We start from the raw sequence: 23,612 nt of genomic DNA, 5'->3' as shown, positions 1-23,612 counted from the left end.
CGCATGCCGCGCGTTTCCGGTGGATGACGCCGGGGCCGCTCAGGATCGGCTGCCGGCCGCCTGCCCCTGCCGCTCCACGTCGAAGGCTGTCAGCTCCGCCGCCAGCTCCGCGCCGACGCGGACGTGCAGCAGGGTGCCCTCCGGCAGGTGCGACGTGCTGAGCACCTCACCCGTGCGGTGTGCCCGAGCTACCAGGTCACCCCGGTCGTACGGCAGCACGGCCCGGACCTCGACGGCCGGACTCGGCAGCCGCTCCTCGATCGCCGCGCGCAGCTCGTCCATGCCCCGCCCGGAGTGCGCGGACACGAAGATCGCGTCCGGCCAGAGCCGCTTGAGCCGCAGCAGAGTGTCCTCGTCCGCGGCGTCGGTCTTGTTGACCACCAACAGCTCGGGGAGCCGGTCCGCGCTGACCTCGGCGAGCACCGTGTGGACCGCCCGGACCTGCTCCTCCGGATCCGGGTGGGTGCCGTCCACGACGTGCACCACCAGATCCGCCTCCGCGACCTCCTCCAGCGTCGAGCGGAACGCCTCGACGATCTGGTGCGGAAGGTGTCGGACGAAGCCGACGGTGTCGGAGAGGGTGTAGAGCCGCCCGTCCGAGGCGGTGGCCTTGCGGGTCGTCGGGTCCAGCGTGGCGAACAGCGCGTTCTCCACCAGCACGCCCGCGCCGGTCAACCGGTTGAGCAGGCTGGACTTGCCGGCGTTGGTGTAGCCGGCGATGGCGACCGCGGGAACGGCGTTGCGGGAACGGCGGGAACGCTTGGTCACGCGTACCGTCTTCATGCTCTTGATCTCGCGACGCAGCCGGGAGATGCGGTGCCGGATGCGCCGCCGGTCGGTCTCCAGCTTGGTCTCACCGGGACCACGGACACCCACACCGCCGCCGGCGCCACCACCCCGGCCCGAACCACCGGTCTGCCGGGAGAGCGTCTCACCCCAACCGCGCAGTCGGGGCAGCAGGTATTCGAGCTGGGCCAGCTCGACCTGCGCCTTGCCTTCCTTGCTCTTGGCGTGCTGGGCGAAGATGTCGAGGATCAGCGCGGTGCGGTCGACAACCTTGACCTTGGTGCGCTGCTCCAGGTTGCGCAGCTGCGACGGGGACAGCTCACCGTCACAGATGACCGTGTCGGCGCCGGTGGAGAGCACCACCGCGCCAAGATCGTCGACCTTGCCGCGGCCGATGTACGTGGCCGGGTCGGGTCGGGTACGCCGTTGGATGAGCCCTTCGAGCACCTGCGAACCGGCGGTTTCGGCCAGCGCGGCGAGCTCGGTCAGCGAGTTTTCCGCGTCGGTGACAGTGCCTTCGGTCCAGACGCCAACCAGGACGACCCGCTCCAGCCGCAGCTGGCGGTATTCCACCTCGGTGACGTCGGTGAGCTCGGTTGACAGGCCCGGGACGCGTCGGAGGGACTGCCGCTCCGACAGCTCCATCTCGCCGGTGGTGACGTCGTCGAGCTCGTCCTCGACGGGGACAAAGCTCTCCTGGTCTCGCAAGCGGTTCTCCTGTCCGTTTTGATAAGTAGAATGTAATCCTGACATGACACAACGCCGAACGCACCTGCTATATGCCCATGGTGAAGGTCGCCAAAAGTGGGGGCGAATGCTGGTCGGCCGCGACAACCCGGTAGAAATGCGGGCGGCGGCCGACCGGCCGCACAGCCGTTACGGAGGGATCCCGTGGCCATCACCCGACTGCCCAGCGCCGGATTTTCGATCACGATCCGGATCGCCGTGACCGCGGACGCCTCCTCGATCGGCCGGCTCACCACCTCCGTCGGCGAGGCCGGGGCGATCGTCACGGCGCTGGACGTGGTGGACTCGGACCCGACCCACGTGATCGTCGACCTGACCTGCGACACCGCCGACGCCGGTCACGCCGACCAGGTGGTCGAGGCGCTGACCGCGCTGGACGGCGTGGACGTGCGCAAGGTGTCCGACCGGACCTTCCTGCTGCACCTGGGCGGCAAGATCGAGGTGACCTCCAAGGTCGCGCTGCGCAACCGTGACGAGCTGTCCCGCGCGTACACCCCGGGGGTGGCCCGGGTCTGCATGGCGATCGCCGAGAACCCGGCCGACGCCCGGCGGCTGACCATCAAGCGCAACACCGTCGCGGTGGTCAGCGACGGCTCGGCCGTGCTCGGCCTGGGCAACCTCGGCCCGGCCGCGTCGCTGCCGGTGATGGAGGGCAAGGCCGCGCTGTTCAAGCGCTTCGGCGGGGTGGACGCCTGGCCGGTGGTGCTGGACACCCAGGACACCGACGAGATCGTGCAGATCGTCAAGGCGATCGCGCCGGCCTACGGCGGCATCAACCTGGAGGACATCGCCGCGCCGCGCTGCTTCGAGATCGAGGCCCGGCTGCGCGAGGCGCTGGACATCCCGGTCTTCCACGACGACCAGCACGGCACCGCGATCTGCGTGCTGGCCGCGCTGACCAACGCGCTGCGCGTGGTGGGCAAGCAACTCGCGGACGTCAAGGTGGTCGTCTCCGGAGCCGGCGCGGCCGGCACCGCGATCATGAAGCTGCTGCTGCGCCAGGGCGTCGGCGACATCATCGCGTACGACCGGGAGGGCGCCCTGCACCGCGGGCTGACCGGGCTCAACTCGGCGTGGCAGTGGCTGGCGGAGAACACCAACAAGGAGAACTACTCCGGGGACCTGCCCGGAGCGATCCAGGGCGCCGACGTGTTCATCGGGGTCAGCGCGCCGAACCTGCTCAGCGGCGACGACATCGCCCAGATGGCGAAGGACTCGATCGTCTTCGCGCTGGCCAACCCCGACCCGGAGGTCGACCCGCGGGAGGCGCGCAAGCACGCCGCGGTGGTCGCCACCGGCCGCTCGGACCAGCCGAACCAGATCAACAACGTCCTCGCGTTCCCCGGGGTGTTCCGCGGCATGTTGGACGCGCACGCCGAGGAGTTCACCGAGGAGATGGCCATCGCCGCCGCCCGCGCCATCGCGGACGTGGTCGGCGAAGAGAAGATCAACCCGACGGTGATCGTGCCGAGCGTCTTCGACTCCCGGGTCGCCCCGGCGGTCGCCGCCGCCGTCCGCGCCGCCGCGCACAACCCCAGCCCGCTCCCGGCCGCCGACCCCGGCCCCGCCGACCTCCCCGAGATCGCCGCCAACGCCAGCGCCACCCCGTAACCCCAACCCCGCCCAAACCCCACCCCGCCCGGCCCGCACCCGCCCCCGAACCGTCCGTTGATCATGAAGTTATTGCCCCGACACGCCGAGCCGAGTGGCAATAACTTCATGATCAACGGGGCGACTCCGGGGGGGCGGGGGGGGCGGGGGCGAACCCGGGGGGGGTTAGGTGGGGAGGGTTAGCTTGCCGGTGGCTACCAGGACGGCGGGGCCGGAGAGCCAGCAGGAGGTCTCGGTGACGGTCACCGTCAGGCGGCCGCCGGGCACGTCGACGGCGACCACGCCGGTGTCCCGGCCGGCGTCGCGCAGGGCCACCGCGCCCACCGCGCAGGCGCCGGTGCCGCAGGAGAGGGTCTCGGCGCTGCCGCGCTCGTACACCCGCATCAGGCTGTGCTCGTCGGTGCCGTCGACCGGGTCGCCCGCCACGATGAACTCGACGTTCACCCCGCTCGGGAAGACCGCCGGGTCGAACCCAGGCGCCACGGTCAGGTCCAGCGCCGACAGCTCCACGCCGGCCGGCAGGACGCAGACCAGGTGCGGGTTGCCGACGTCCACCACCGCGCCGGTCAGGGTCAGCCCGCCGAGGGTGGCCGCCGACTCGTCGTACACCTGGGGTCTGCGCATCTCGACGGACACGGCGTCGCCCTCGACCAGCGCGCGCACGACGCCGGCCCGGGTGGCCACCGGCAACGCCGCGCCGGCGGGCGTGGCCAACCCGGTGTCGAGCAGGTAGCGAACGAAGACCCGAGCGCCGTTGCCGCACATCTCGGCGAACGAGCCGTCGGCGTTCCAGTAGTCCATGAACCACTCGGCCTCGCCGGCCAGACCCGCGCCGTCGGGATGCTTGGCCGCGCGAACCACCCGCAGCACACCGTCCGCGCCGATGCCCCGCCGCCGGTCGCAGAGCGCCGCGACCAGCTCCGGGGTCAGGTCGAGCTGACCGTCCGGGTCGGGAAGGAGGACGAAGTCGTTGCCGGTGCCGTGGCCCTTGGTGAACTCCACACCCATCATTATCGCGTCTCAGCCGGCACCAGACGCAGGGCGGCCCCGATCAGGTCCGGTTCCGTCGAGTCCAGCCACTGGATCCGCGGGTCGCGGCGGAACCAGGACCGTTGCCGGCGGACGAAACGCCGGGTCGCCCGGACCGTCTCGTCGTGCGCCTGCGCCTCGGTCAGCTCACCGGCGAGCATCCGCAGCACCTGCTGGTAGCCGAGCGCCCGACTCGCCGTCCGCCCCTCGGGCAGCCCCCGCCCGACCAGCTCACGTGTCTCGGTCACCAGGCCGTCGGCCCACATCCGGTCGACCCGCAGCGCGATCCGCTCGTCCAGCAGACCGGTGTCCAGGTCGACGCCGAGCTGCACCGACGGGTAGTACGGCGTGGGCTGCGGCAGCGAGGCGGTGAACGGCGCGCCGGTCAGCTCGATCACCTCCAGGGCCCGCACGATCCGCCGGCCGTTGGCCGGCAGGATGCTCTCGGCGGCGACCGGGTCGGCGGCGCGCAGCCGCGCGTACAGCGGGGCCGGGCCGACCTCGGCCAACTCGCGTTCCAACCGCTCCCGCAGCGTCGCGTCCGTGCCGGGGAACTCGAAGCGCTCCAGCACCGCCCGCACATACAGCCCGGAGCCACCGACCAGCAGCGGCACCCGCCCCCGCGACAGGATGTTGTCCACCGCCGCGCGGGCCAGCCGCTGGTACTCCGCGACGCTCGCCGGCTCGGTGACCTCCCAGACGTCCAGCAGGTGATGCGGCACCCCGTCCCGCTCGGCGAGGGTCAGCTTCGCCGTGCCGATATCCATGCCCCGGTAGAGCTGCATCGAGTCGGCGTTGACCACCTCCCCGTCCAGGGCATGGGCCAACGCGATGCTCAGCGCGGACTTGCCGGCCGCGGTCGGGCCGACCACAGCGACGACCAGGCCGGTCACGCCCGCTCCCAGGACGCCACGAAGTACGCCACCCCGTAGGGAGCGGCGTCGTGCAGCAACTCGCCACGCCACCCACCACCGGCCGCGCGGGCCGCGCCCGCCAGCACCTGCCAGGGGGCCCGACCGGCGGCCTTCAGCTCCGTCGACACCACCGGGTCCAGGTCGAGCAGGGCGTCCAGGTCCGCGTCGGCCAGCGCTCGGGCAACCCCCTGGTCGTACGGGAGGGCACGCGCGTCGTCGTACCCGGGTGCTTTCTCCCCGCGGCAGGCCGACCCGTCCCCGAGCACCAGCGACGCCACCCGGTCACCGGCGGCACCGACCTGATCAGCGAGCGCGGCCAGCTCGGCCGGACCGGCGTCGGCGGCCACCTGCACGGCCGTCACCGGTGGTCGAGTGTCGTGACGGGCCAGCAACCAGGCGCCGATGGTCAGGCTCAACGGCAGCACCGCGCCCCGGTCCGGTTGGCCCACCACCATCGGCACGTACAGGTCGACACCCCACGGCTGGAGGGAACCGGTCGCCGGGGTGCGGATCGGCCCGGTCACCGGACCGGTGCCGACCAGCACCACAATGTCCGGATCGGTGACCAACAGCCGGCGTACGGCGGTGTCACAGGCCGCCCGCAGAGCGTCCAACTCCGGGGCCGCGGAGCCCGCCACCTCGGGCACGAGCAGGGGCGGATGCGGGCAGACGGCGGCGGCGACCAGTGGCACCCGTCCACCGTAGCGGGAATCCCCGGTGCGTCTCCGCGCCGATCCGGTCATTCGGCCCCTAGGACACCGTATGGTCACGGTCGGCGATAGGCGCTCGACGCGGACCGGGTCAGACCTGTGACAATGCCGGAAGCAACTTGGCTGCGCCGTGGCGGCGACGGGGGATCGATCCCTCGACGCCGGGAGAACGAGGATGGGCACATGAGCGACTGGACTGCCTTCGGACGGGTGGACGCGGACGGCACCGTGTACGTCAAGACCACCGAGGGAGAGCGGGTGGTCGGATCCTGGCAGGCGGGAGCACCGGAGGAGGGCCTGGCACACTTCGCTCGACGCTTCGCCGACCTGGTGACCGAGGTGGACCTGACCGAGGCGCGACTCAAGTCGGGTGCGGCGGACGCCGGGCACTCCCTGAGCACGATCCGGCGGATCCGGGCCACGCTGCCCGAGGCCAACGTGGTCGGCGACATCGACGCGCTCGCCACCCGCCTGGACAAGCTGGCCACCCTCGCCGAGGAGAAGGCCGGCGAAGCGCGCGCCGCCCGGGACGCCGCCCGAGGCGAGGCCCTGGCCCGCAAGACGGCGCTGGTCGAGGAAGCCGAGAAGCTGGCCGCCGAATCCACCGGGTGGAAGACCGCCGGCGACCGGCTCAAGGAGATCCTCGACGAGTGGAAGACCATCCGCGGGGTCGACAAGAAGGCCGACGGTGAGCTGTGGAAGCGGTTCGCCGCCGCCCGGGACGGCTTCACCCGCCGCCGCGGCGCCCACTTCGCCTCCCTCGACTCGCAGCGCAAGCAGGCCCAGACCGCCAAGGAGGAGTTGGTCGCCGAAGCGGAGAAGCTCGCGGACTCCACCGACTGGGCCGCCACCGCGAACCAGCTCAAGGACCTGATGACCCAGTGGAAGGCCGCCCCGCGCGCCTCCAAGGAGGCCGAGCAGAAGCTCTGGGAACGGTTCCGGGGTGCGCAGGACGCCTTCTTCAGCCGGCGCAGCGAGGTCTTCTCCGCACGGGACAACGAGCAGCGCGGCAACCTGGAGCGCAAGCAGGCCCTGCTCGCCGAGGCCGAGGCGCTGGACATCGACGCCGACCCGAAGGGCGCCCAGGCCAAGCTGCGCGACATCCAGGCCCAGTGGCACGAGGCCGGCCGGGTGCCCCGCGAGGCGGCCGCCGGGCTGGAGCGTCGACTGCGTGTCATCGACGACAAGGTCCGTGACGTGATGGACTCGGCGTGGCGCCGCACCACCAAGGAGGACAACCCGCTGCTCGCCCAGATGCGGGCGCAGGTGGCGGAGGCCGAGGACCGGCTGGCCCGGGCGCAGAGCGCCGGGGACGCCCGCCGGATCAAGGAGGCTGAGCAGGCCCTCGCCTCCAAGCGGCAGTTCCTCCAACTCGCCGAGCAGGCCGGCTGAGCTGACGACGTCCGGAGCCCCCGGTCCCCTGACGGGACCGGGGGCTCCCGCGTGTCCGGCCTCCGCACCCCCGAACCCCTCCTCCGCGCCCGCGCCACCGCCAGCGGGCCACCGCCAGCGGGCCAAGATCCGCACATTTTCTCGGATGGTGCTGCCTCGGCCAGGCGGGAGACAGCAACATCCCTGATGTTGCGCGGATCTTGACGATCAGCAGGGGTCCTTGGAGACCGGGAGCGGGGTTTGGGGCATCCGCGCCCAGAGCGGGGTTTGGGGCGTGCGCGCTCGTCAAGGTCATGCTCGATCCAGGATGTAGTGGCCACCTGGCGCCGGGAGGCCACTACATCCATGTTGGAGCACGATCATGCGCTGGGGAGCGCGTTGTGGCGGATTCTGGGCGCTCAGTGCAGTGCCACGCCGACGGGACCCGGGCGGGCCGGTGCCGGCGGCGGAACGGACGGGCTGGCGGGGTGGGTCGGCGCGGCACCGGGGCGGGGCCGTCGGGCAGGTTGACGCATTGACGTGGGCTGATCAGAATGAGCAGCGGAGTCAGGTAGGGCCACCGGCGCAAGGGCGACGAAGGCGGAGCATCCGCCGTTGAGGGTCGCCGGTGAGCTTCCGCGAGTGGCCACGTCCGCGTGACATGGGCCGTCGCGTGCTGTCCGCGTACCCCTGAGGGACCGTGACGGGCGGACGGCCGCCCGCCGGCGTCGTTGCTTGACGGCGTCGGATCTCCGAAGTGGAGCGTGAATTGTTCCGTCCCAAGGCTCTCGGTGGCGCGCTCACCGCGCTCGTCACCGTCGCGGCTGGCGTGTTCCTCGCCGCCGCCGTCAGCACCAGCCCGGCCGTTGCCGCCGGCACCGGTACGGGTTATCTGCATACCAGTGGCAACCAGATCGTGGACAGCACCGGTGCGACGGTCCGGTTGACCGGCATCAACTGGTTCGGCATGGAGACCGACAACAAGACCTTCCACGGGCTGTGGTCGAACAACCCGTGGCGGGGGCAGCTCGACACGATGGCCCGGTTGGGTTACAACACGTTGCGGGTGCCGTACTCCAATGACGCGCTGAAGCCGGGTGCGACCGCCAGTGGGATCAACGACTTCGTCAACCCGGACCTGATCGGGTTGTCGCCGTTGCAGATCCTGGACAAGGTGATCGACTACGCCGGCAGCAAGGGCATGCGGATCATCCTGGACCGGCACCGGCCGACGGCGGCCGGGCAGTCGCCACTGTGGTACACGGCGACGGTGTCCGAGGCGACCTGGATCAACGACTGGAAGATGCTCGCCCAGCGGTACGCGGGCAACCCGACGGTGATCGGCGCCGACCTGCACAACGAGCCGCACGCGGAGGGCACCAACCCGGCGGCCACCGGCGCGTGCTGGGGCTGTGGCGACACCACCCGGGACTGGCGGCTCGCCGCCGAGCGGGCCGGGAACGCCATCCTCGGTGTCCAGCCCAACTGGTTGATCTTCGTGGAGGGGGTGAGCTGCCCGAGTGGTGGCCTCTCCAACGTCTGGGACGGCGACACCAGCAACGACGAGGACTGCGGTTGGTGGGGCGGCAACCTGTCGAAGGCGGGCCAGTTCCCGGTCCGGCTGAGTGTGACGAACCGGTTGGTCTACTCGCCGCACGAGTACGCCACCTCGGTGTACCGGCAGACCTGGTTCGACGCCCCGGACTACCCGGCGAACATGCCGGCCATCTGGGACAAGTACTTCGGTTACCTCTACAAGCAGAACATCGCGCCGATCATGATGGGCGAGTTCGGCAGCACCCTCGTCGACCCGAAGGACAAGGTGTGGCTGGAGAAGCTGATGGCGTACACCGGGACCGGGGTGACCGGGATGTCCTTCACCTACTGGTCGTGGAACCCCAACTCGGGTGACACCGGCGGTATCGCGCTGGACGACTGGACCAATGTCAACACCGCCAAGCAGGCGATCCTCCAGCCGTACCTGATCCCACCGACCGGTGGCGGCACCAGCGGTCCGCCGACCGGCGGGCCAACGGACCCGCCGACCGGTGCCTGCACGGCCACCTACCGGCAGGTCAACGCCTGGCAGGGCGGCTTCCAGGGCGAGTTGACGGTGAAGAACACCGGCTCGGGCGCAGTGAACCCGTGGTCGGTCACCTGGAGTTGGCCGTCCGGGGTGACGTTGGGCAGTGGCTGGAACGCCACTGTCACGCAGTCCGGTACGACGGTGACCGCGGCGGCTCCGAGCCACGCTCCGTCCCTGCCGGCGGGCGGGTCGGTCACCGTAGGCTTCACCGCCAACGGCACCGCGAGCGCGCCGGGCGCCGTGAAGCTCAACGGCACCGGCTGCTGATCCAGCGAAACAGGCGGCGCGCCACGGCCGGGACGGCAGGTGCGCCAAGGCCGGGACGGCTGGTGCGCCACGGCCGGGACGGCAGGTGCGCCAAGGCCGGGACGGCTGGTGCGCCAAGGCCGGGACGGCTGGTGCGCGCCGCATCGGCCGTCCCGGCCATTTACATTCAGATTCTTCTATGTTTTTATCGGGAAAGCGCTTGCCTCTTCCTTGGTGGGTGCGAGCGCGGGAGCCGCTCTCCTTCACGAACCTGCACCGGCGGGCCCGAGGACCACTGGTCCCGGCCGAGATTCGCCGCCCACGGGCATGGGCGTCGCGACACCTCCGCCCGCCTCATCGAAAGGAAGCAGCATGCGCACAGGACGGCGTCGAATGACGCTGATCGCCACCACTGCCGCGGCCACCGCCACCCTGGTCACCGCCGGGCTCCTGACCTCCGTGTCCGCCCAGGCGGCCGCCGGTTGCCAGGTGGCCTACTCGGTCGCCAGCCAGTGGCCGGGCGGATTCACCGGCAACGTCACGGTCACCAACCTCGGCGACCCGGTCTCCGGGTGGACGCTGCGCTGGTCGTACGGGGCTGGTCAGCAGACGAGCCAGGCGTGGGGCGCCACCGTCACGCAGAGCGGCAGCCAGGTCTCCGCGACGAACGTCGACTACAACGGCAGCCTGGCGACGAACGCCAGCGCCTCGTTCGGCTTCAACGCGAGCTGGAACAATTCCAGCAACCCGGCTCCGAGCAGCTTCAGCCTGAACAACGTCGCCTGCACCGGCAGCACCACACCGACCACCCCACCGCCGACCACCCCACCGCCGACCAACCCGCCACCGACGAGCACTCCCCCGCCCGGCCAGCAGCCGTCGGCGCTGGTCGGCTGGGCCACCCAGAACGGCGGCACCACCGGCGGCGGCAGCGCCGCCACGACCACCGTCAGCAACGCCTCGGGCCTGACCAGCGCGCTGAACGCCACCGGCGCCGCAGTCATCCGGGTGACCGGGACGATCACCTGCTCGGGGATGCTGCGGGTGCGGTCCAACAAGACCATCATCGGCAACTACGGGGCGACGATCGTCGGCTGCGGATTCAACATCAACGGTGACCGCAACGTGATCATCCGCAACCTGACCTTCCGCAACTGGGACGACGACGCGATCAACGTGCAGGAGTCGGCCACCAACATCTGGATCGACCACAACAGTTTCAGCAACGGGTACGACGGCGCCGTCGACATCAAGCGCGGTTCGGACTTCGTCACCGTCTCGTGGAACCGGGTCTTCAGCCACGACAAGACCATGCTGCTCGGTCACAGCGACGACAACGCCAGCCAGGACGTCGGTCACCTGCGGGTGAGCTACCACCACAACTGGTTCGACGGCAGCAACCAGCGCAACCCCCGGGTGCGCTTCGGCAACCCCGTGCACGTCTACAACAACTACTACCGGGCCAACGGCGGCTACGGCGTCGCGTCCACCGAGAACGCCGGCGTGCTCGTCGAGGGCAACTACTTCGAGAACGTCGACGACCCGTACCACCGTGGTGAGGGCGACTCCGGGCCCGGCAGCCTGGTCGCCCGCAACAACCACTTCGTCAACTCGCCCACCGGTCAGGCCGGCGGCAGCGTGGCCAGCATCCCGTACTCGTACCAGCTGGACACCGCGAGCAACGTCAAGTCCATCGTGACGGCGGGCGCCGGCGCCGGCAAGATCACCGTCTGACCGCGAAGGGGCCCCTCGGCCAGGGGCCCCTCCGCGCGGTCAGTGGGCGGCGCAGCCAGCGGCGGGGGCAGCCACGACCGGCGGTGCGCCGATCGTCGGCAGACCGAGCAACACCCCAGGGGTACGCGGGGAGCGCCCCGCCTCGGCCGCGTCACCGGCCCGGGTGCGACGGTGCGCCGACGGCGCGCCGTCGGCGTTCAGGTGGTGCGGCGCGGCGTACGTGACAGTGGTGTGCACGATGTCGCCGGGCCGGATCTGACCGGCGAGGGACTCCCCGTCGGCGGTCTCGGTCGCGAAGTGCACCAGTCGACCGTCGCGGGCCCGACCGGACATCCGACCGGTCCGCTCGTCCTTCCGGCCCTCGCCGACCGCGACCAGCACCTCGACGGTCTCACCGACGAGGCGCTTGTTCTCCGCCCAGGTGATCTCCTCGACGCAGGCGATCAACCGCTCGTAGCGCTCCTGCACCACCTGCTTGGGTAGCTGGTCGTCCATCGTCGCGGCGGGGGTGCCGGGCCGCTTCGAGTACTGGAAGGTGAAGGCCGAGGAGAACCGGGCCTCCCGGACCACGTCCAGGGTGCGCTGGAAGTCGGCCTCGGTCTCACCGGGGAAGCCGACGATGATGTCGGTGGTGATCGCCGCGTCCGGCATCGCCGTGCGGACCTTCTCGATGATCCCCAGGTAGCGCTCGGAGCGGTAGGACCGGCGCATCGCCTTCAGCACGTCGTCGGAGCCGGACTGCAACGGCATGTGCAGCGAGTGGCAGACGTTCGGCGTCTCGGCCATCGCGGCGATCACGTCGTCGGTGAAGTCCTTCGGGTGCGGGCTGGTGAACCGCACCCGCTCCAACCCGTCGATGTCGCCGCAGGCCCGCAGCAGCTTGCCGAACGCGTACCGGTCGCCGAACTCCACGCCGTAGGAGTTGACGTTCTGCCCGAGCAGGGTCACCTCCAGCACGCCCTCGTCGACCAGGGCGCGCACCTCGGAGAGGATGTCGCCGGGGCGACGGTCCTTCTCCTTGCCGCGCAGCGCCGGCACGATGCAGAACGTGCAGGTGTTGTTGCAGCCCACCGAGATCGACACCCAACCGGCGTACGTGGACTCGCGGCGGGTGGGAAGCGTGGACGGGAAGACGTCGAGGGACTCCAGGATCTCCACCTCGGCGGCGGCGTTGTGCCGGGCCCGCTCCAGCAGCACCGGCAGCGCGCCGATGTTGTGGGTGCCGAAGACCACGTCCACCCAGGGGGCCTTGCGGACGATGTCGCCCCGGTCCTTCTGGGCCAGGCAGCCGCCGACGGCGATCTGCATCCCGGGGTGCTTGTCCTTCACCGGGCGCAGCCGACCGAGGTTGCCGTAGAGCCGGTTGTCCGCGTTCTCCCGCACCGCGCAGGTGTTGAAGACCACGATGTCCGGGGTGTCGTCGCCAGCGGGTGCACGCTCGTATCCCGCCTGCTCAAGCAGGCCGGAGATGCGCTCGGAGTCGTGCACGTTCATCTGGCAGCCGTACGTGACGACGTTGTAGGTCCTAGCCACCCTGTTGGTGCCCCTTCCCCTCGGGCTACCAGGGTAGCGGCCCGGCCCGGGGGGCCTTCCGACCGGCGTTGTCCGGTCCTGCGGCGTCGACCCGGCGGCCCCTGGCAAGGGTTAACGGCGGACAGTACGCTGCGGCACAGAACGTGACCCCGGGCGATTCGGGGTCTTCGTATTCAGGGCCGCTGCGCGGCTCCGCTCAGCCGGGCAGCGCAGGACGACCCGCGGGAGGCCACACGTGACGCGACAAGATGCGGCACAACGCACCGTCATAGCCCCGGACGGACGGCACCTCGCCGTGGAGACCTCCGGCGCGGCGGACGGCCTCCCGGTCTTCCTGCTGCACGGCACCCCGGGCAGCCGCAGCGGGCCCCGACCCCGCGGCATCGTCGTCAGCCGGCTCGGCGTGCAACTCGTCTGCTACGACCGGCCCGGGTACGGCGACTCCGACCGGCACGAAGGTCGTCTGGTGGCCGACGCGGCGGCCGACGTGGCGGCGATCGCCGACGACCTCGGCATCGAGCGGTTCGCGGTGGTGGGCCGCTCCGGTGGTGGGCCGCACGCCCTGGCCTGTGCCGCGCTGCTGCCGGACCGGGTCACCCGGGCCGCCGTACTGGTGGGGCTCGCCCCGGCGGGCGCGCCCGACCTGGACTGGTACGCCGGGATGGCGGAATCGAACGTGGCGGACTACGGGCAGGCCGACGACGACCTGGCCGCGCTCACGCTCAACCTGAAGGTCCGCGCGGACGAGGGCCGGCGGGACCCGATGACGCTGCTGGACTTCCTCCGCCCCCATCTGCCCGACGAGGACATCCGGGTCGTCGACGACGTCGCGATCCGCCGATTGCTGACCGACATGTACTCCGAGGCGCTGCGCCACGGCCCCGAGGGTTGGATCGACGACGTGCTGGCGATCCGGCGTGGCTGGGGGTTCGACCTGGGCACCATCCGCGCGGAGGTCCGGCTCTGGCACGGCGAGCAGGACCGCTTCTCCCCGGTGGAGCACTCGCACTGGCTCGCCTCGCGGATCGCGCGCGCCGAGGTGCAGGTGCAGCCTGGCACCGCGCACTTCGGGGCGGTGGAGATCCTCCCGCAGACCCTGAACTGGCTGACCACACCGGACCTCGCGACCAGCCCAGGGCTCTGACCGTCCGGCCGCGACCGGTGGGCCGCCCCGGCCGGCCGCCCGCCGAACACCCCGCTCAGATGGTGTGTGGGTCGATCACCCGGACCACGAACCTCCGTTCGCGCAGGGTCTGCACCGTCGGGTGCTCCGGGCCGATCACCTCGGCCAGCCGGTTCACCACGACGCCGATGTCCTCGGCGCTGCTGTCGCCGGCCCGCTTCGCTACCAGGGCGAGATCACCGAGGCAGCGCAGCGTGTCGGGGTGGTCCGCGCCGATCACCGTGGCCAGCCGGCTGGCGGTCTCCCGCAGCCGGTCCCGCGCCAGCTCCCCGTCACCCTCCTCGGCGAGGCACACCGCCTGGTTGACCTCCGCCGCGAGGGTGTGCGGGTGGTCCGGCCCGAGCACCTTGCGCAACTCGCCGACCGCCCGGGCCGCCGAGGCGAGGGCGTCCGACCTGCGTCCGAGCGCCCGCTGCGCCGCCGAGATGTTGCTCACCGTCGCCAGAGCGTGCGGGTGCTCCGGGCCGAGCTGGAGCTGCTCCTCGAACGCCACCCGCACGGCGTTCATCTCGGTCAGCGCCCGGGCCGCGTCGCCGACGGCCAACAGGTTCGCCGCCCTGCTCGATCGGCACGCCACCGTGTCCGGGTTGTCCGGCCCGAAGCGTTCGTCGAGTTCGCGGTAGGCCGCTTCGAACATCGGCGCCGCCTCGCTCCCCCGGCCGCAGCTGCGCAGGGACACCGCCAGATTGACCTGCGCCGCCAGAGTCTTGCCGTCATCCGGCCCGAGCACCTCGCAGTGCGTCTCGTACACAGCGCGCAGCAGGGCGGCCGACCTCTCGTACTCGCCAGCTTCCCGCAGGTCGCTGCCCAGCCGCACGGCGGAGACGAGGGTGTAGGGATGGGTGGGGCCGAGCACCAGCCGCCGCCGCTGGTGCACCTCCTCGTCCCAGCGACGGGCCGACCGGTAGTCACCGACCAGTCGGTACGAGACAGCGAGGTTGTTGGCGGCGCTCAACGTGCGGGGATGGTCCTCGCCGAACACCTGGAGCCAGGAGGCGTAGGTGGACCGGTCCCGTTCCAGGGCCTCGGCGTAGCGGCCGAGCGCCCGCAGGTCACCGCCGAGGCTGCCGGCGGTCATCAGACTGTGCGGGTGCAGCGGGCCCAGCAGCCGACGTTGCTCGGCCAGCACCGCCTCGTCCAGGTCCCGGGCCTCGTCGAACCGGCCCAGGCAGCGCCAGATGTTCGCCCGGTTGAAGCGCAGATGCAGCAGTTGGCGGCTGAGCGCCGATGCCTCGACCTCGTCGTGCGTGTCCCCGAGTCGGGCGCTCCAGGTGTCGTCCACCTCCTGGCTGAACACGTCGGCCTGGTCCAGACCGCCGCGCTGCCACAGATAACGGACCCGGTCGATCAGCAGCTGACACACCGACTCGTCCAGGCAGGTCATCGCTGCGGAGACCTCCAGGTGCGGCCAGAGCATGCGCAGCCGGGTCCAGGCGCTCGGGTCGTCCACGTCGCCACGGGGCCGGGACGCGGCCAGCACCAGGTGCACCTGGTGTCGGGCGGCGGTGATCTCGTCGTCGGTCATCCGGTCGCGGACCACCGCCTGCAACAGCCGGTGCACCTGGACCCGACCGCCCTGGACGTCGAGTTTGAGCAAGGCCAGGCGGTTGATCTGCTGCACCAGGGCACCGCGCACCAGCCGCTCGGAAACGGACGGGTCGAACGGCACGAGAGCAGCCGCCATCTCGTCGCTGTAGATGAGGTCGAGGGCGATCTCGGGAGCCATCACCGAGCAGAGCTGCAACAACCGGTACGCGGCGGGCGCCTGCTCGAGCAGCCGGTTCAGCGACAGGTCCCAGGTCGCCTCCACGGAGAGGGCGCTGGGGCCGTGTCGCTCGATCTGCCGCAGGTAGTCGGCGACCGACGTGCCGGTGTCGGCGAGCCAGGCCCCCGCCGCGGCCACCGCGATCGGCAGGTCGCCGAGCGCCTCGGCCACCCGGTCGGCCTCCTCTGCGCTGATCGTGGACACCCGCTGGGCGAGGTGCGCCACGCTCTCGGTGCGATCGAAGACGTCCACCTGAATCGGGTTCGCCCGGTCACCCCAGGCGCGGTTGCGGGAGGTCAGCAGCACGTGCCCGGGGCCCTGCGGCAGGAAGGGCTCGATCTGGTCGAGCTCTTCGGCGTTGTCCAGCACCACGAGCCACCGCTCGTACGGCTCGCCACGGCCGAGTACCTGGAGCACCGAGCGGACCGTGTCGGGCAGGGTGGGCCCGGTGAGGATGCCGAGACGAGCGGCGAGGTCGACGAGGGCGGTGTCGACGAACTGCGGCGGGTCCGCCACGATCCACCAGACCACGTCGTACGCGGCCTTGAACCGGTGCACGTATTCCAACGCCACCTGCGTCTTGCCGACGCCGCCCATGCCCTGCAGGGCGACCGGCAGCACCACCGCGCTACCCCCGCTCTGCAACTGCGCGCGCAGCAGCGTCAGGTCGACCTCCCGGCCGGTGAACCGGGCGTTCCGGTTCGGAGCATTGAAGATCAACGGCTCGGTGCCGGGATAGCGGGCACTTACACCCGCCGGGCCGTCCGCCGACGACGGCACCGGCCGGCCGACCAGCCGCAAAACCCGCTCCACGGCGGTCGCGGCGCTCACGTTGACCAGGTTGGTGCAGCTTTGCGATGGGAACTCGGCCAACGGGCGCAGGTCGGCGACGTACACGGCCAGGGCCGCGGAGCCGGTGCTCGTGGTCCGGTCGGGCATACCAGCGGACGGCGTCGCCACGTACGCCGGCGAGACCACCGTCAGTGTGCGCGGGGCCGGCGTGCCGGCGGACCCGACGGCCGTCCCGGGCTCTACCACTCGCAGCCCGGCCGAGCTGAGCACCCGCTCCAGCCACTCGGCCCAGATGGCGTCCTCCGGCGCGTACCGGAGCACGATCTGGTCGTCGATAGCCTCGGTGCGTCGGCGGAAACGGGCCTTACCCCGCTCCCGCACCGACTCGTCCATCACCGGCAGCGCGGTCACCGCGCCGTCGGTGAGGATCCCGGTCAACGTCTCGAACGCGGCCAGCAGCGACGTCGGTGAGCCCGGCGGGTCGCCGAACGTCGCGAGGATCTCCTCGTACGCGTAGAACGGTCGATACGGGACCTCCACCGCGGCCCAGTAACGCCGCCGCTCCGCTTCGGTCATGCCGGCCGGCAACCCGGCGAACCGGCGCATGGCCAGCAGACGGCCCGCCTCGGCCCGCTCCTGCTCGGCCTGGTCGACCCGCATCGGCACCGGCAGCACTCGGATGTCGCGCCGCCGATACCGGTCGCGGACCGAGTGCGCCACCCGGGCCGCGCCGTCGATGCCCTGGTCGCTGAGGGTGAAGCAGTCGACAAGGGTGTCCGGCAGGTGCAGGGAGCAGACGTCGGCGACGTCGCTCAACCCCGTCCGGCTGTCGATCAGGGCGAAGTCGTACTGGCGCTTCATGTCCGCCCGCACCGCCTCGAAGAACTGCGCGCCGCCCAGCCGGTTGTAGAAGTTGTCCCAGTCCATCCCGCTCACCGAGACGGCGTAGTCGCTGTTCTGCCGGCCGGCGGAGAGGAAGTCGAGACCACCGCCGTCGGGAAAGTTCCAGCGCAGCGAGAACGCGTGCCGTCCGACCCGCGCGTACTGCTCCATCCAGCGGTCCGGTCGGTCGTCGACCCGGGTGGTCTCCCACTCGTAGTCACGAATCATGTCGATCACACCGCTGGTGCCCTGGATCGCCTCGGCGTCGAGGAACGGATGGAAGAAGCGGTGCAGACCGGGTGACTCGAGGTCCCAGTCGGCGACGAGCACCCGCCGGCCGCTGGCGGCCAGGATCCAGGCCACGTTGGCCAGCGCCATCGTCCGACCCGTTCCCCCCTTGTACGAGTAGAAGGTGACGACCTGGCCTTTGCGATCGTTGTTCATCGATCCTCACCGAAGGGATGCGGTGGGGCCGGATCATCAGACCGCGACGCGGGGTCGGTCGGGACGGTCGGGACGGCGATGGGCAGGCCGTCACGCAAGCTCGGCACCGGCTCCGGCTGTGGTTCGAAGGGAACGACCGGGCCGTACCTGAGGAACTGCCGGCGTGCCTCGGTGACCAGCGCGGGCATCAGGTCGACGAACTCCGGCATGCTGCCCGCGCGCTTCACCTGGGGCAGACCGGCGTCGTGCAGCAACTCGGTCACCTCGGTGGCCCAGCGGGTGGCGTTCTGGCTGTCGTCGTCGTCGGTGACCACCAACGGCACGACCCACTGCCGCAGACCGTGCAGCATGCGGGCGAGCACCGCGGCCGCGGCCGGCACCGCCGCGATCCACGGGTCGACAAGCAGCACGGCCGGCCGCCGGTCGAGCAACGCGGAGGCCTGCGCGAAGTCCTCGGTACGGGCCGAGAGCCCGAGCCGCTCGGCGGTGCTGGCCGCGTACTCGGCGGCGGGTAGCTGCTGGCGCCCCCCGTACGGCCGCCAGAGCCGGCCGCTGGAGGCGTAGCCGGCGGGGTCGCGATCGGTCGGCAGTCGGTCCCGGGTCGGAGCCAGGACGGCCACCACGAAGTCCGGGTCGGTCGGCGCCGGGCGGACGACCTCGTCCAGGCCGGGCGCCCTGGACGGGCCGATCGGTCGTCGCTCGGCGGTGTGGACGATCCGGCTCGCCAGGCGGCTCAGCAGCAGCTCGTACTGCGCTCGGTACACGGACAGCATGCAGAACGCGCGCAGGCCGTCGGCAGCGTATGCCGGGACGTCCCGACCCAGGTCCAGGGCATCGTCCAACTCCGGATGGGCCTCCCACGGCGGGAACGGGATCCACAGCACCGGAGTGAGGTGGCCGGCGGTGACCTGGGCCGGCCCGGCGGCGGCCAACCGGGCGCGGAAGGACTCCCGCTCCCCCAGCGCCCACGGGCGACTGAAGTAGCCGGGTGAGTAGAGCGGGACGAAGACCTCGGCGTCAGCGAGCGCCTCGGCGAGGGCCGCCTTCCAGTCGGCGCCCAACGGGATCTGCTGGTCGAAGAAGCCGATCCGCATGCCGGCGACAGGTCGAGCCTGACGCCGCACCTCGTCGGTCAGGTCGGCGAAGAACTGGCCGACCCAGACGTCGGCACCGGCACGGGCGCCCGGCGGCGGGGCGGAGTGGGCGTAGCTCAGGAAGAAGTACGTCCCACGCGCTCCCGGTCGGCGCCGGTCCGGCGGCGGGCTCACTCCTGCTCCTCGGCGAATTTGTTGCGCAGCTCGTCCACGCTCTCCGGCACCCAGGGCTCGACCAGGTACGAGCGGTGGATGGCCACGATCCGCTGCGCGAGCCGCCAGACGACCGCCCGGTACACGTTCTCCCACCGCATGGTCAGCAAGCCATGGACCCCCTCCCGCTGGTGGTGCACCGCGATGTCGGGATCCGGCAACGCGGTCGCGGAGAAGCGCTGGACGTCGCGGAGCACCCGAGGCAGTACCACGCCGTTCGTCGGCAACCAGGCGACGGGCACGATCGCCGTCTCGTGGGGCGAGGCCGAGCTGCGCCGCGGGGTGATTCGTCGGCGGGAGAACGCGTCCCACTCGCGGCCACACGAGGCACTGCCGAGCAGCGCCCTGGACACCAGCGGAACGAAGACCTGGCAGGTGCCGGCGGCGTGGAGCAGCTCTGGGCTCCAGCGATCCCCGTCCTCGATGGAGGTGTCCAGGAAGCCGGCGTTCATCCCGGTCACCGGGCCAACCAGTTCGCTGACGTGGACGGAGAGGTCTTCGAAGAAGCGGGAGACGTACTCGGCGGGTTCGCCGGTCGCGCGGGCGACCAGCGCTCGTGAACAGCTGACGAAAAAGAGTGGGGCGGGTGCGCTGAAGGGTGCGTCCACAGTGCTCACCGTCGCCCCTCCGCCTTCCACCGCGGTCGGAACATCAGCGTAGTCCCCGCCTCACCGTTGAGCTGCCAACCGGTTCGTGGCGAACCAGGCAGTCGCGAAGTCGACAGTGGATCGTGCTGGCAGCAGGCGGGCCTCGGCCCGCCCCACCCGACCGTGGCGCACCAACGGCGTTCCGTCGAGCGCGGCACCAACCGCCGGGAAGTCCTGGTCGTCCAGGTCGGGAGCCCGGAAGTCGAGTCGAACCCGCCGCCCGTCGACACGCCGGAAGCAGTGGTAGTCACGCTCGGGCGGCGGCACCGGCAGGCGGTACTCCGCCAGGTGCAGTGTGCTGCACGCCTCGTAGCCGAGGCCGAGCAGCAGGATCTGCCCGTCCGCCGCGTAGAGCTCACCGATCGGTGAGCGCTCCCCGAGGTGGCAGGTGAGGTCGTGGCCGTCGGTGAGCTGCCGGGCCTGAGGGCCGAGCGCGGCGAACGAGGTCTGCGGATGGTCGCTGCGCACGGCACCGGGGGCACACCGGACGTACTCGGCGAGCGCCCCCATCCGCTGCGACGGCGTGGTCCGGCGGTCCCAGCCCGGCAGCGCCGCTTCGTACCGCTGGCGCTGCGCCGGGCCCATGCCGGCGACGGCCGCCAGGTGGGCCCGGGAGGTGGTCGAGTTGCCGTCGGTCTGGGTGGGCACCAGCAGCGTGCCGGCCGGGCCGAGGACGTCGCGCAGCGCGCCGGCGAGGGTCGCCGGGCCGTGCTCCAGCGGACCCACCCGTCGCAGAGCGCAGTGCACCAGCAGGCAGGTCCCTGGGTCGACGCCCAACGTCCGCAGGTCGTCGGCGAGGCGACGGCGCCCCAGTGTGGACGGCAGGCGCTCAGCCGGCCCCGACACGGGTCTCCTCCAAGGCGTGGCGCAGCCGGCCCACGAACCGCTCACCCGCCGCGGTGAGCGACCGGCTGGCCAGCAGCGCGTCCGCACCGTCGCGGGTCCACGCCAGGAAGTGGGCGGCGTGCGCCCACGCGTCGCCGCCGTCGGTGACCGCCCGGGACTGCCAGACCTGGGTGACCGCGAGGTGGGCGTAGACGCCCTGGAGGACGCCCTCCGGTGGCCTCGGGTCGGGGCGCCAGGGCACCCGGATCCGGGCATCCCGGCCGGGTTCGACCAGGTCGTACAGGTCGAGCACCGCACCCAGCTTCGCGTGCTGCCACTCGTGCACGAGCAGCACCGCCATCGTCTCCGGGTCGGGGTGGGGTGTGACGGCGACCGCGCCGAACGCGTGCCGGGCGGTGGCGCTGCGCAGGGGTCGCGCCGGGTCGGGCGCCAGGGGCACGACGGCACGCAGGCCGCCGTCGAGCGCCGCCGCGTGCGCCGGCACGTCCCGGTGCACGACCCGCCAGGCCTGCGCCAGGGTACGCCCCAACGCCCGCGCCGCCGGAGCGTCCAGGCGGGACTGGACCGGTTGGCCGTAGCAGTCGCGGTACGGATCACCGTCCTCGATGAGCAGCCGGCCACCGGGCACCGACACGCCGCGCGTCGGTTGCCAGCCGGGCGACGGTGGTGCCGTCGGATCGAGCAGCACCATCTGCTCGACCGACCCACTGCGGATCCGGAACTCGCCAGGCCGTGTGGTCACCTCGGCGCTCCCACTGAGGCCGGGCAGCACCAGGCTGCCGAGCGTGGGCACCGTGACCGTGTCGCCCCACACCGGGACCCGCACCGCAGCAGCGACGCCTGCCCGCAGGGCCGCTGCGAGAGCGAAGGCCGGCAGAGGGTCGCTCGGCGCGCTGGGGCCGGTCAGGGCCGATGTGTCGAGGCGATGCACCAGCGCGGGCCGGGCGAAGGGGTGCGCCAGGACCGCCCGTACCGCCTCCGGCGCCGCCTGGTCGAGGTGAACGAGCAACTCCCAGGCGGCGATGGCGCCGGACCGGCCGCGGCAGGCCGCCAGCAGCGCCCGGGTGAGTGAGAGTTGGGTGGCGGCGAGCAGCCCGAGCGTCTCCGCCGACCCGTACCCGCTGGCCAGGTCGTCGAGCACCCCGTCAACGGGCGAAGTGGTGGACTCTGCGCGCGACGGCGGTGAGTCGGCCTGCCGCTGCTGCGGCACGGGTGCGGTGGGCGGCGGGTGGGCGTCCACGGTGTGGATCAGGCGCAGCAGGTCGGCGCAGTACACCGAGGGGTTGTCGAAACCGGAGCCGGTCCGCCACCGGTGCGCGTACAGGCCGCCGCCGCACCGGTCGACCACCGGGCAGGCCCGGCAGGTCGCGCAGAGCCCGGCCACGCCGTCCTGCCGGACGGCTACCCCGGGGTGCCGCGTGACCTCGTCCACCGAGTGGTCGAACACGTCGAACCCGGTGCCGGCCGCGCCGTGGTACGCGGTCTTCAGTGAGTCGACCTGCTCCCAGGTCCCGTCCGCCTCGACGACCAACACGTCGGCTGGTGCGAGGCCGAACGCCTCGGTGCCGCCGCCACCCGGGCGCAGCGCCTCGAACATCCGGATCGACATCGGCCGACCGTCGTCCACCCACCGGCGGTGGATCCGCCCCAGCCAGTCCGCGTACGGGGTCGGCTCCGGGCCGGGCCGCTGCGGCGGATGGTCCCACGTGGCGTGGGGAAGCAACAGGTCGACCCGAGGTGGGCTCTCGGCCAGCAGCGCCTCGTACACCCGGTCGGGATCGTTGCGGACGTCGATCGTGCAGAGGATGCCGGCGTAGCTGGCGCGGTGCTCCGGTCGACGGAGCAGGGCCAACGCCCGGCGGACCTGCTCGTGGCTGCTTCCGCCGTGGGCGAAGACCCGATGGCGGTCGTTGGCGGCCCGGTCGCCGTCGAGGGACACGCCGACCCGCACCTCGTACTCGACGAACAGCCGGCACAGCTCCTCGTCGAGCAGCACGCCGTTGGTCTGCATGCGCAGGTCGAGTCGCGTCCAGGGGGTGATCGCCGCGCGCAGTTCGGCCAGCACCTCCCGTAGTCCCGCGGCCCCCAGCAGCAACGGCTCACCGCCGTGCAGCACCACGTGCGCGACCGGCAACGCGTGCTCGCGGGCGTGCTCGGCGATCCGCCGCGCGACGGCCCGAACCGTGGCCAGCGGCATCCGCACCGGGCGACCACGCCAGGTCTGGTCGGCGTGCTGGTAGACATAGCAGTGGTCGCAGCTCAGGTCACACCGGCTGTGCACCTTCAGCACGAACTGGCTGATCCGCCGGCAGGGGCCGCCCACCCCTAGTGGGTCGCACCGGCAGACCATCGGTCAGATGGACGAGTTGAAGGCGGCGACGGCCACGGTGCCCGACGGCGCGGAGTCGTCGGCGACGACCCGCCTGCGCACCGCCTCGATCAGATCGGCGTGCTCGACGGCGATCCGATCCAGGGGGGTGTGCAGGCTACGGGTGAGATCGTCCAGGTCGGGACGGGACGGGCGGGTGGGGGCATGGTCCACAATGAGTCTCCGGGGGCCCGGGGCGCTGGAAGCGCGAGCGGCGGATGTGGCTCGAACAGCTCTGGTCCGTGATCAGGATAGACAAATATCGACCCAGTGTCACCGTCGGTACCATCGCCCGTACGGCGAGTGGCAGCCCTCGGGACGCGGAGGAGGAACTCACATGTGCCGGAGCATCAAGACGCTGCGTGAGCCGTTCACCCCGCAGGTGACCGACGCGGACGTCGAGGCGGCAGCGTTGCAGTACGTCCGGAAGATCTCGGGCTTCCGGGCGCCCGCCGCGCACAACGCCGCCGCGTTCGACGCCGCGGTGGCCACCGTGGCCGAGGCGACGCGCGTCCTGCTCGACCAACTGGTGGTGCGGGGCACCACCGACCGGTCGGCCACCACCGCCGGCTGATCGCCGCTGACCGGCACGGCACCCGGCCGGGCCTGAC

At 71.8% G+C, this 23,612-nt stretch carries 17 protein-coding genes; 6 read left to right on the top strand and 11 right to left on the bottom strand.

The features are described from left to right. Positions 1-39 precede the first annotated feature (39 nt). Positions 40-1,494: a GTPase HflX gene (gene hflX / locus AB0877_RS11010; protein WP_366608393.1), complete on the bottom strand. Its 1,455-nt coding sequence runs from the start codon at positions 1,492-1,494 to the stop codon at positions 40-42. A gap of 183 nt (positions 1,495-1,677) precedes the next feature. Here hflX and AB0877_RS11005 point away from each other — a divergent pair, with 183 nt between their 5' ends. Continuing rightward, positions 1,678-3,144 carry an NAD-dependent malic enzyme gene (locus tag AB0877_RS11005; protein ID WP_366608392.1) on the top strand — a complete coding sequence of 489 codons (1,467 nt, stop codon included), beginning with the start codon at positions 1,678-1,680 and terminating at the stop codon, positions 3,142-3,144. Between the two features lie 165 nt (positions 3,145-3,309). Here the strand turns inward: AB0877_RS11005 and dapF are convergent, their stop codons facing one another. The 3 genes from dapF to AB0877_RS10990 are packed head-to-tail and all read right to left on the bottom strand — an operon-like array spanning position 3,310 to position 5,830. Beyond that, positions 3,310-4,146, bottom strand: a complete 837-nt coding sequence (dapF, locus tag AB0877_RS11000; protein ID WP_366608391.1) for a diaminopimelate epimerase — start codon at positions 4,144-4,146, stop codon at positions 3,310-3,312. 8 nt (positions 4,147-4,154) lie between these two features. Then, the gene (miaA, locus tag AB0877_RS10995; protein WP_366608390.1) at positions 4,155-5,066 is read right to left on the bottom strand and encodes a tRNA (adenosine(37)-N6)-dimethylallyltransferase MiaA; all 912 of its coding nucleotides are present in this window, start codon (positions 5,064-5,066) and stop codon (positions 4,155-4,157) included. Next, positions 5,063-5,830: a hypothetical protein gene (locus AB0877_RS10990; protein WP_366608389.1), complete on the bottom strand. Its 768-nt coding sequence runs from the start codon at positions 5,828-5,830 to the stop codon at positions 5,063-5,065. Before AB0877_RS10990 ends, miaA begins: the two co-directional genes overlap by 4 nt. Before the next feature lie 150 nt (positions 5,831-5,980). Here AB0877_RS10990 and AB0877_RS10985 point away from each other — a divergent pair, with 150 nt between their 5' ends. From AB0877_RS10985 to AB0877_RS10975, 3 genes are all read left to right on the top strand, one after another. Further along, complete coding sequence (locus tag AB0877_RS10985; protein ID WP_366608388.1) at positions 5,981-7,189, top strand: DUF349 domain-containing protein; 1,209 nt, start codon at positions 5,981-5,983, stop codon at positions 7,187-7,189. A gap of 748 nt (positions 7,190-7,937) precedes the next feature. Beyond that, entirely contained in the window at positions 7,938-9,521 is a 1,584-nt protein-coding gene (locus tag AB0877_RS10980; RefSeq protein ID WP_366608432.1) for a cellulase family glycosylhydrolase, read from the top strand. A gap of 351 nt (positions 9,522-9,872) precedes the next feature. Next, complete coding sequence (locus AB0877_RS10975; protein WP_366608387.1) at positions 9,873-11,234, top strand: cellulose binding domain-containing protein; 1,362 nt, start codon at positions 9,873-9,875, stop codon at positions 11,232-11,234. Between the two features lie 39 nt (positions 11,235-11,273). On the opposite strand, the gene miaB is transcribed toward AB0877_RS10975, so the two are convergent. Further along, positions 11,274-12,767, bottom strand: a complete 1,494-nt coding sequence (gene miaB, locus AB0877_RS10970; RefSeq protein WP_366608386.1) for a tRNA (N6-isopentenyl adenosine(37)-C2)-methylthiotransferase MiaB — start codon at positions 12,765-12,767, stop codon at positions 11,274-11,276. 235 nt (positions 12,768-13,002) lie between these two features. On the opposite strand from miaB, the gene AB0877_RS10965 reads away from it, so the two are divergent. Next, positions 13,003-13,911, top strand: a complete 909-nt coding sequence (locus AB0877_RS10965; RefSeq protein WP_366608385.1) for an alpha/beta hydrolase — start codon at positions 13,003-13,005, stop codon at positions 13,909-13,911. 55 nt (positions 13,912-13,966) lie between these two features. Here AB0877_RS10965 and fxsT read toward each other — a convergent pair whose 3' ends face one another. The 6 genes from fxsT to AB0877_RS10935 are packed head-to-tail and all read right to left on the bottom strand — an operon-like array spanning position 13,967 to position 23,175. Continuing rightward, entirely contained in the window at positions 13,967-17,833 is a 3,867-nt protein-coding gene (fxsT, locus tag AB0877_RS10960) for an FxSxx-COOH system tetratricopeptide repeat protein (protein ID WP_366608384.1), read from the bottom strand. Beyond that, entirely contained in the window at positions 17,830-19,101 is a 1,272-nt protein-coding gene (locus AB0877_RS10955) for a TIR-like protein FxsC (RefSeq protein WP_366608383.1), read from the bottom strand. The genes fxsT and AB0877_RS10955 overlap by 4 nt, the downstream gene beginning before the upstream one ends. Then, positions 19,098-19,757 carry a TIR-like protein FxsC gene (locus tag AB0877_RS10950; RefSeq protein ID WP_366608382.1) on the bottom strand — a complete coding sequence of 220 codons (660 nt, stop codon included), beginning with the start codon at positions 19,755-19,757 and terminating at the stop codon, positions 19,098-19,100. Before AB0877_RS10950 ends, AB0877_RS10955 begins: the two co-directional genes overlap by 4 nt. Positions 19,758-19,808: 51 nt before the next feature. Beyond that, the gene (locus AB0877_RS10945) at positions 19,809-20,633 is read right to left on the bottom strand and encodes an AAC(3) family N-acetyltransferase (RefSeq protein WP_366608381.1); all 825 of its coding nucleotides are present in this window, start codon (positions 20,631-20,633) and stop codon (positions 19,809-19,811) included. Further along, entirely contained in the window at positions 20,617-22,956 is a 2,340-nt protein-coding gene (locus tag AB0877_RS10940; RefSeq protein ID WP_366608380.1) for an FxsB family cyclophane-forming radical SAM/SPASM peptide maturase, read from the bottom strand. Before AB0877_RS10940 ends, AB0877_RS10945 begins: the two co-directional genes overlap by 17 nt. Before the next feature lie 30 nt (positions 22,957-22,986). Beyond that, a complete protein-coding gene (locus tag AB0877_RS10935) occupies positions 22,987-23,175 on the bottom strand; it encodes a hypothetical protein (protein WP_366608379.1) in 189 nt (62 codons plus the stop codon). 163 nt (positions 23,176-23,338) lie between these two features. On the opposite strand from AB0877_RS10935, the gene AB0877_RS10930 reads away from it, so the two are divergent. Beyond that, positions 23,339-23,575 carry a DUF2277 family protein gene (locus AB0877_RS10930; protein WP_366608378.1) on the top strand — a complete coding sequence of 79 codons (237 nt, stop codon included), beginning with the start codon at positions 23,339-23,341 and terminating at the stop codon, positions 23,573-23,575. The last annotated feature ends 37 nt before the right edge of the window (positions 23,576-23,612 follow it).

Origin of the sequence: Micromonospora sp. NPDC047644 (genome assembly GCF_040704315.1) — a bacterium.
Classification (GTDB): domain Bacteria; phylum Actinomycetota; class Actinomycetes; order Mycobacteriales; family Micromonosporaceae; genus Micromonospora.
Note: the sequence above shows the minus strand (reverse complement) of the source record. Positions and strands in the feature narration are given on the sequence as shown.

Coding starts and splice junctions, on each gene's coding strand:
- AB0877_RS10990 (WP_366608389.1), bottom strand. CDS start 5,830: ATGACCGGATCGGCGCGGAGACGCACCGGGGATTCCCGCTACGGTGGA.
- AB0877_RS10985 (WP_366608388.1), top strand. CDS start 5,981: ATGAGCGACTGGACTGCCTTCGGACGGGTGGACGCGGACGGCACCGTG.
- AB0877_RS10975 (WP_366608387.1), top strand. CDS start 9,873: ATGCGCACAGGACGGCGTCGAATGACGCTGATCGCCACCACTGCCGCG.
- fxsT (WP_366608384.1), bottom strand. CDS start 17,833: ATGAACAACGATCGCAAAGGCCAGGTCGTCACCTTCTACTCGTACAAG.
- AB0877_RS10930 (WP_366608378.1), top strand. CDS start 23,339: ATGTGCCGGAGCATCAAGACGCTGCGTGAGCCGTTCACCCCGCAGGTG.